Annotated in this window: 8 protein-coding genes and 1 pseudogene; 6 read left to right on the top strand and 3 right to left on the bottom strand. The window is 66.3% G+C overall.

Features of this window, described 5'->3' with window-relative positions:
- Positions 1–635: pseudogene (locus EN781_RS18480) on the top strand (Gfo/Idh/MocA family oxidoreductase); the annotation flags it as partial.
- A gap of 18 nt (positions 636–653) precedes the next feature.
- Complete coding sequence (locus EN781_RS18475; RefSeq protein WP_126059204.1) at positions 654–1622, top strand: alpha/beta hydrolase; 969 nt, start codon at positions 654–656, stop codon at positions 1620–1622.
- Between the two features lie 27 nt (positions 1623–1649).
- Here EN781_RS18475 and EN781_RS18470 read toward each other — a convergent pair whose 3' ends face one another.
- Positions 1650–2672: a LacI family DNA-binding transcriptional regulator gene (locus tag EN781_RS18470; protein ID WP_126056126.1), complete on the bottom strand. Its 1023-nt coding sequence runs from the start codon at positions 2670–2672 to the stop codon at positions 1650–1652.
- 253 nt (positions 2673–2925) lie between these two features.
- Complete coding sequence (locus EN781_RS18465; protein WP_126056125.1) at positions 2926–3465, bottom strand: Lrp/AsnC family transcriptional regulator; 540 nt, start codon at positions 3463–3465, stop codon at positions 2926–2928.
- Positions 3466–3513: 48 nt separating this feature from the next.
- On the opposite strand from EN781_RS18465, the gene EN781_RS18460 reads away from it, so the two are divergent.
- The gene (locus EN781_RS18460; RefSeq protein WP_126056124.1) at positions 3514–4704 is read left to right on the top strand and encodes an MFS transporter; all 1191 of its coding nucleotides are present in this window, start codon (positions 3514–3516) and stop codon (positions 4702–4704) included.
- A 61-nt stretch (positions 4705–4765) separates the two neighbouring features.
- Complete coding sequence (locus EN781_RS18455; RefSeq protein WP_126056123.1) at positions 4766–5194, top strand: GNAT family N-acetyltransferase; 429 nt, start codon at positions 4766–4768, stop codon at positions 5192–5194.
- 60 nt (positions 5195–5254) lie between these two features.
- Here EN781_RS18455 and EN781_RS18450 read toward each other — a convergent pair whose 3' ends face one another.
- Positions 5255–6370, bottom strand: coding sequence for an anhydro-N-acetylmuramic acid kinase (locus EN781_RS18450; RefSeq protein WP_126056122.1), 1116 nt, complete (start codon positions 6368–6370; stop codon positions 5255–5257).
- Between the two features lie 223 nt (positions 6371–6593).
- On the opposite strand from EN781_RS18450, the gene EN781_RS18445 reads away from it, so the two are divergent.
- Complete coding sequence (locus EN781_RS18445) at positions 6594–7283, top strand: SDR family NAD(P)-dependent oxidoreductase (RefSeq protein WP_126056121.1); 690 nt, start codon at positions 6594–6596, stop codon at positions 7281–7283.
- 241 nt (positions 7284–7524) lie between these two features.
- Positions 7525–8331 (top strand): MetQ/NlpA family lipoprotein (locus EN781_RS18440; RefSeq protein ID WP_127400217.1); only part of this gene is annotated, 807 nt, incomplete at its 3' end.

Here is an 8331-nt window from a genome sequence, read left to right as displayed (position 1 = left end):
TCTACTACCAGCCCGGCGGCGGCCCGGTCTTCGATATGGGCCCTTACTACCTGACGATGCTGGTCAACCTGCTCGGCCCGGTCGTCCGCGTCATGGCCATGGCGACGCGCGGCCAGGAGCAGCGGCTGATCACCGCCGACGGTCCCTTCAAGAACACCAGCTTCAAGGTCGGCACGCCGACCAACGTCCTGTCGTTGCTCGAATTCCGCTCCGGCGCCACCGTCACCTTCGGCGCCTCCTGGGATGTCTTCAAACACTCCAACCATCCGATCGAATTGCATGGCACCGAGGGCTCGCTCAGACTCCCCGATCCCGACACGTTCGGCGGCACCGTCTCGCTTTCCGCGCGCGGCGCCGACTGGACGGATTTCGCGAGCGAGGGCGAGCTCTACGGCGCGCGCAACTGGCCCTATGCGGCGCCCGACCGCGCCAACTATCGCATGCTCGGCGTCGCCGATCTGGCACGGTCGCTGTCGGAAGGCAGCAAGCCCCGAGCCTCCGGCGATTTGGCGCTGCATGTGCTGGAGATCATGGAAGCGATCCTCGTCTCGGGCGAGAGCCGCGGGTCGGTTGCCGTCAATGGCACCGTCGACCAGCCGCCGCTTCTCGGCGAGGACGAAGCGGCGAGCCTGCTGCATGACGGGGGCTCACCCATGACGACGTCGCCTCTCGCGGCAGAATTGTCCGGGCTCGATCCGCAAGCCCGCCACGTGCTCGATCTCGGCCGGCAGGCCGCTGCCCCGCCTTTCGAGACCGGCACGCCCGAGGAGGCGCGCCGCGCCTATGACCAGGGCTCTCCGGACCTGCAGGGCGAGCGCGAGCCGGTCGGCCTGGTCGGCGAGCGCATCATCGCCGGGCCCGGCGGATCGCTGACGCTGCGGATCTATCGCGGGCAGGGGGCTCCGTCCCGGGCTGCTCCCGCGCTGCTCTATCTGCACGGCGGCGGCTGGATGATCGGCAATCTCGACTCGCATGACGAGATCTGCCGCTGGTTCGCCAACATCGCGGCATGCGTCGTCGTTTCGCCCGCCTACAGGCTGGCGCCGGAGCACAAGTTTCCGGCGGCGGTCGAGGACTGCCGCGCCGTGCTCTCCTTCATGCGGGATGAGGCCGGCGCTCTCGGCATCGATGCGCGGCGCATCGCCGTTGCCGGCGACAGCGCCGGCGGCAATCTCGCCGCCGTGCTCAGCCTGCTCGCGCGGGACGACCGGATCCCGGTGACCGCACAGCTTCTGCTCTACCCAAACACCGATGCCGCGCAGACGGCGGACAGTTACCGACGCTTCGCCGAGGGTTTCGGCCTGACCGCCTCGACCATGGCATGGTTCCGCGACCAATATGTTCGCGACGCCGGCGACATCGACGACTGGCGCGTCTCGCCGCTGAAGACCAAAGGCCTTGCCGGTGCCGCCCCGGCCTTCGTCGCCATCGCCGGCCACGACATCCTCGCCGATGAGGGCGAGGCCTATGCCAGGCGCCTCCAGGACGGCGGCGTGCCGGTGGTGCTCAAGCGCTGGCCGGGCCAGATCCACGGCTTCGTCTCGATGGGCCGCCACGGCCCGGCATCGCGGCAGGCTGTCGAGGCGGCGGTCGCCGCCTGGCGGAGCTTCGATCCCGGTTGAGTTGGGTCGGGTCTGTCGAGGTTCAGGTCAGGCTGACTGGCGCATCACCAGCGTCGCGTCGAGATTGACCTTGGGCGCCACCGCCGTCCCGTCCTCGTTGAGCAGTCCCAGCAGCGTTTCGACACTGCGCCCGGCCATCGAAGCGAAGTCCTGCGCCATGGTGGTGAGGCCGGGGCAGGCGTAGCGGCTGAGCGGATGGTCGTCATGCGCCGCGACACGCAGGTCGCAGTCCGCCTTGCGACCGACCTTGATCCCCCGGGAGAAGGCGGCCGCCATCACACCGAAGGCAAGACGGTCGTTGTTGCACAGGATGGTCTTGCCCGGCAGGCCGCCATTGCCGAGCATCCTTTCGGTCTGTTCGTAGCCGATCCGCTCGAAATCCCACGTGTAGTCCTTGGTGTTGCCGATGACGAGTGGCTCATGGCCGAGCCGCTTCATCGAGGCGACATAGCTGGCCAGCCGTTCGGGCGAGTTGTGGTTGACATGCGGGATGTCGAAATAGACCGGCGCATCGCCGGAGCGGCAGAGATACTCGACGATCGTCGCGACGCTCTGCGTGTTGTTGTTGCCGACGAAGGGCGTGCCGCCTTCGAGATAAGTGTCGAAATAAACGATCGGGATGGCCTGCGTCAGCTTCTCCAGCGTGCGGTGATCGGAGCGCCGCCCGAGCGGCGCGACGAGCGCGCCGGAGACCTTCAAGGACAGGATGGTCCGCGTCGCCTCGACCTCGAGCTCGGTCGAGCCGTGCGAGGAAATGACGATCGGCCAGTAGCCTTCGTCGCGCAGCCGAAGCTCGATGCGGCTGACCATCTCCGAATAGAACGGGTCGGTCACCGTCGGCACGACGATGCCGATGCTGCGGGTGCGCTTGCGGTTGAGGTTGCGGGCGAACAGATTGGGCTGATAGTCGGAGGAGCGCAGCGCCTCCTCGATGCGCTTTCTGGTCGCCGGCTTGACGCTGGTCGGATCGTCGAAATATTTCGACAGCGTCGGTCTGGAGACGCCGCAGGAACGTGCGAAATCCTCCATGGTCTTGTGTGTCATCGCCATTCCAACCCTCGCGGCATGGATATCCAAACCTTTGGCCCCATGCGACTGCCCCGGCACCTAGTTAGAGCGCGCCGGCGCGCACCTGCAAGGTGAAACTTTACAGACAAGTTTTCAAGTTTCAACGCGTTATGAGAAATTATTGCATGCGTAAATTTTGTGCAGAAACGTGTGCAGCTTGCAGTGAGGGTAACGCCTAGAAGAAATAGAGTATGATGTCGTCCGAAAACCGCTTCACACTTTTCGGCATCATGCTCTAGTAGACCGGCGTCGCCATATGCCGGGGCGCCGGCCATTCTTGGGTGATGCCGGGCTGCACCGGCCGCTCGAGATAGGTCGACAGCACCACATAGCTGCGCGTCGAGGTGACGCCCGGCGTTTCGTAAAGCCGTGACAGCAATCCCTCGAGCGCGCGCGTGTCCTCGGTGCGGACCTTGAGCAGCATGCAGGTGTCGCCGGCCACCGTATGGATCTCCTCGACTTCGGGGAATTCGGACACCGCCATCAGCTCAGGCGTCTTGCCCCAGCCCCTGGTGTCGATATGCACGAAGGCGAGCAGCGGCTTCTTCACCGCTCTGGGGTCGATGATGGCCGCCGTGGCGCGGATGGCGCCGCTGCGCTTGAGGCGCTTCACCCGCTCATGCGCCGCCGGCGGCGACAGGCCGACGCGATCGCCGAGCTCGGCGTAGCTGATGGTCGCGTCGTCGACCAGGATGCCTAATATCTTTCGGTCGATCGGGTCGATATCGCGGGCAGGCTGCCTGTTCCGCTGAATGCCATCTGTTTCTTCATCCATATCGGAATTCCTCATTGATGCCGAATTAAATACGGCCATTATGAGCATATGTCGAACAGTGATCAATCAGCAATTCTGGTGGCGGCGCCCCGGCCGCCAATCCCGGCGCTCGCCTATCTCCTGACCGGCTGCATCGCCGTCATCGGTTCCAACTCGCTGGTTCTCGGCCCGATCGCGCCCGCCGTGGCGACCTCGTTCGGGACGAGCGTGCCGGCGGTGATGAGCGCGGCCGCCGCGTTTGGCCTCGGCACCTCGGCCAGCGCGCTCTTCCTTGCCCGCTATATCGACCGGGTGGGCGCGCGCCGCATGCTGCAGGGCGCATTGCTGCTGCTGGCGCTGGCCCTGGTCGCCAGCGCGCTGGCACCGACGGTGACGGCGCTGGTCGCGGCCCAGCTTGTCGCCGGCATCGCCGCCGGCGTCGCCATGCCGGCGATCTACGCGAGTTCGGCGGCGATCGCGCCGCCCGGCCGCGAAAGCGGCACCATCGGCGTCGTGCTGACCGGCTGGACGCTCTCCATGGTGGCCGGCGTCTCGCTGTCGGCCGTGCTTGCCGATCTCGTGCACTGGCGCGCCGTCTTCGCCGCCGTCGCGCTCCTGGCCGCGATCGCCGTCGTCGGCCTGACAATGAGTTCGCTGCGCGACAGCAAGAAAAGCGGTCCGGCGCCTTCACCGCTCGGGGCGCTCGCCGTTCCCGGCATCCTGCCGCTGCTGATCGCCTGCGGCGCCTTCATGACCGCCTTCTACGGCGTCTACGGCTATCTCGGCGATCACCTTCACCAGGGCCTCGGCGAGCCGGTCAGCGCCAATGGCCTGGCCGCACTCGCCTATGGTTTCGGGTTTGGCGCGGCGGCACTGCTCGACGGCGTCATCGATCGCCTCGGCGCCCGGCGCGTCATGCCGTTCGCCTATCTGCTGGTGGCGGCCGTCTATGTCGCCATGGCCACCGCCAGCGGCAGCTTCGGCCTGCTCATGGCGACGATCGCCCTCTGGGGCCTTGCCAACCATTTCGGGCTGAACGTCCTGGTGATGCGCCTGACCGCGCTCGACCCCACGCAGCGCGGCACCATCATGGGCCTGAACAGCTCCGTCACCTATCTCGCCGTCTCCATCGGCACCGCCGGCTTCGGGCCGCTCTATACGAGCCTCGGCTTCGCCAATTGCGCCGTGATCGCGGCCCTGCTGATGCTGGTCGCCGCTTCGGCGGCGGCATGGCGCTCGGCAGGCACTGCCCAGCAGTAAGCTTGCGTCCCTGTTCGGTCCTTCGCTAAGGCTGGCAAATGGAACCGAACTGGACGAAGCGATGAAGACGACGCTTGAGACAACCGCCGATCCTTCGGCGCAGGAACTCGCCTTCCTCGGCGAGCAGCTCACGGCCTTCAACGACGCCGATGTAGGCGCCTCAGGCCGAAAGTCGCTCGCAGTCTTCGTTCGCGACGAGACTGGCAAGGTGGTCGCCGGCATCTCCGGCTACACCGCCTGGGGCTGGCTGTTCGTGCAATGGCTGTGGGTCGACCAGAGCCTACGCGGCCAGCACATGGCGGGCCAGATGCTGCAGGCGGCCGAACAGGAGGCGGTGGCGCGCGGCTGCCACGGCGCCTGGATCGACACTTTCAATCCTAAAGCGGTCAAGGCCTATGAGCGCCAGGGTTACCAGCCGTTCGGCACGCTGCCCGATTTCCCCATCGGCCGCAGCCGCATCTTCCTGCAGAAGAGCCTGCTCGCCCTCTGATCAGAGCAATTCCAGGAAAGTGTGAAGCGGTTTCCGTCCGCAATTGCGTCGAACGGGAACCTACCCGGCCAGCCTCCCGCCGCGCATCGGCTGCGGCACGCCTGTCGTGCTCGGAAAGCTGATCGGCAGGCCGCGCAGCACGCGCACCGCCAGGAAGGCGAAGCACTCGGCCTCGACCGCGTCGCCCTTCCAGCCGAGGGTCTCCGCCTGCACGACTTCGACGCCGGCGCGGCTGTCAAGCATCGCCATCATGGTCGGATTGCGGCGGCCGCCGCCGCTGACCGCGAGCCGCTTCGGTCGGCGCGGCAGGAGATCGAGCGCCTTGCCGACGGCGGCGGTGGTGAAAGCGGTCAGCGTGGCCGCGCCGTCCTCGGTGCCGAGCCCGTCCGCCATCGCCGCGGTGAAGTCGAAACGGTCGAGCGATTTCGGATAGGGTTTGGTGAGATACGGATGTTGAAGCAGCAGCGCGAGCCGTTCCTCGTCGACCGTGCCGGCCGCCGCCAGCCTGCCGTCGCGGTCCATCTCGCCGAGGCCCTTCGCCTTGATGAAATCGTTGACGGGCGCATTGGCCGGACCGGTGTCGAAGGCAACGATGTTGTCCTTGCCGTCCCACCAGGTGACGTTGCCGACGCCGCCGAGATTGAGCACGGCGGTGTCGCCGCTGGCGTCCGCCTCCTTGAGCAGCGCCGCGTGATAGGTGGCGGCGAGCGGCGCGCCCTGTCCCCCGGCGGCGACGTCGGCCGAGCGGAAATCATAGGCGACCTTGGTGCCGAGAATGGCGGCCATCAATTCGCCGTCGCCGAGCTGACGGGTGCGGCCGATCCGCCCCGGCTGCGGGGCGCGGTGCAGAACGGTCTGGCCGTGGAAGCCGACGACGCCGATATCGGCCATCGTCATGCCCTGGCCTTCCACGAGATCCTTGACCGCCGCCGACTGCGCGCGCGTCAGCGCCTCCTCGGCCTCGCGGAAGATCTCCGGCTCCGGTCCCTCGAAGTTCCAGAGGCGCGCCCGCCGCAGCGTCTCCTCCAAAAGGCTGCGGATCGATTGCGCGTAGGGCGCCAGCGTGTAGGTGCCGAAATCGGCGATGCGCTCGCCGTCGGTCTTGATCAGCGCCACGTCGATATTGCCGTCGAGTACGGTGCCTGTCATCAGGCCGACGGCCCAGATTGGTTGCATGGTCGCTCCTCGAATCGCCGTTGAACCACCTGTCGGACGGATCGGTCCTGCAGGCAAGCGTTTCGCGGTGTCGCGATGGAACCTGCCGTCGGGACCGGCCCCCTTTTGCGCCGGGCGGCCAAATCGAGCAACACCGTTCTTGCCTCTTGCCGCCGAAGGCGCGACGCTGTCCGATGAAGAGGCGTCGGCCACGCCAGCCGTGCCGCATTCGCAGGAGGAAATCATGGCAGCCAATGTCGCAGTGATCGCAGGCGCTGGTGCTGGCCTCAGCGCATCGTTGGCGCGGCTTCTCAGCAAGGAAGGTTTCCGCGTCGTCCTTGCCGCTCGCAATGTCGACAAGCTTGCGGCACTTGCCGGCGAGACCGGCGCACAGGCGGTGGAAACGGATGTATCGGATGCCGCCTCCGTTGCCCGACTGTTCGAGGCCGCCGACAAGGTCGGCTCGCTCGATGTCGCGGTTTTCAACGCCAGCGGGCGCACGCGCGGACCGATCGCCGAGCTCGACCCGGACGCCGTGAAACAGGCGCTGCTGGTTGGCGCCTATGGCGGCTTCCTTGTTGGCCAGCAGGCGGCGCTGCGGCTGCTGGCGCGCGGTTCCGGCTCGATCCTGTTCACCGGCGCCACGGCAAGCCTGAAAGGTTTTTCGGGATCGGCCGGCTTCGCCATGCCGAAATTCGGCCTGCGCGGACTGGCGCAGTCGATGGCGCGCGAGCTCAGCCCAAAGAACATCCACGTTGCGCATTTCATCATCGACGGCCAGATCGAGCCGCCGGGACAGGCGGCCGAGCCGGACCGACCGGATCGCCGCCTGTCGCCGGACGCGATCGCCGAGACCTATCTCGCGGTCCACCGCCAGCACCGCAGCGCCTGGAGCTTCGAGGTCGACTTGCGGCCCTGGGTCGAGACGTTCTGACCACTCGACACGTTGGCCAAGGCGGCACCGTCGATTCTGGGAGTCGCCAGTCGCATAACCCGTATCGCGGTGCCCACCATCAGGCGTGCTCACTGTCGCAATATCTTTGAGAGAATATTTCCTGCTCGGTTCCTGAGAAGAAAAGCAGTTCTTTGATCGGACGCCCAGCATTGCCGATGCTGTCATCAAGGCTTCGCATTCCGCCAAGCCGATACGATTTCGGGATCGCAAGGAAAGAACCATGTCCGAACGCGGCAACGCTTCAAAAACTCTCGCTACGTCAATCACCAGGCGCGCTGGACTTGCGGCGCTTCTTGCCTCGGCGCTTGCCGTTGTCGGCCTGGCCGCGCCGACGCCTTCTTTCGCCGAGGACAAGAAGGCGATCAAGGTCGGCATCATCAGCGGCGAGGATGAAGATGTCTGGCGCGTCGTCGTCGCCCAGGCGGCCGAGAAAGGCCTGACCATCGAAACGGTCGTCTTCAACGACTACACGCAGCCCAACGAGGCGCTGGAACGCGGCGAGATCGACGCCAACGCTTTCCAGCACAAGCCCTATCTCGACAACCAGATCAAGACGCAAGGCTATCACATCGTCCCCGTCGGCTATACCGGCGTCTGGCCGATCGGCCTCTATTCGAAGAAATACACCAAGGTCGCCGACCTGCCGGAAGGCGCCGTCATCGGCCTGCCCAACGATCCGTCCAACGAGGGCCGCGCCCTGCATGTGCTGCAGAACGAGGGCGTGATCAAGCTGAAGGACGGCACCGGCATCCTGGCGACGACCGCCGACATTGCCGAGAACCCGAAGAAGGTCGCCATCAAGGAACTCGATGCCGGCATCGTCGGCCGCTCGGTCGAGGATCTCGACGCGGCCGTCGTCAACACCGACTGGGCGCTGAAGAGCGGCCTGGGTCCCGACAACCGCATTGCCCAGGAGCCGGTGGCCGACAATCCCTACCGCAACTTCATCGCCGTCAAGGCCGGCAGCGAGAACGAACCCTGGGTGAAGACGCTGGTCGCCTCCTACCAGAACGAAACAGTGAAGGCC

The sequence above is a fragment of the Mesorhizobium sp. M4A.F.Ca.ET.090.04.2.1 genome, from assembly GCF_003999085.1.
GTDB lineage: Bacteria > Pseudomonadota > Alphaproteobacteria > Rhizobiales > Rhizobiaceae > Mesorhizobium.
The sequence above is the reverse complement of the archived record's forward strand: the minus strand, read 5'-3'. Positions and strand labels throughout refer to the sequence as shown.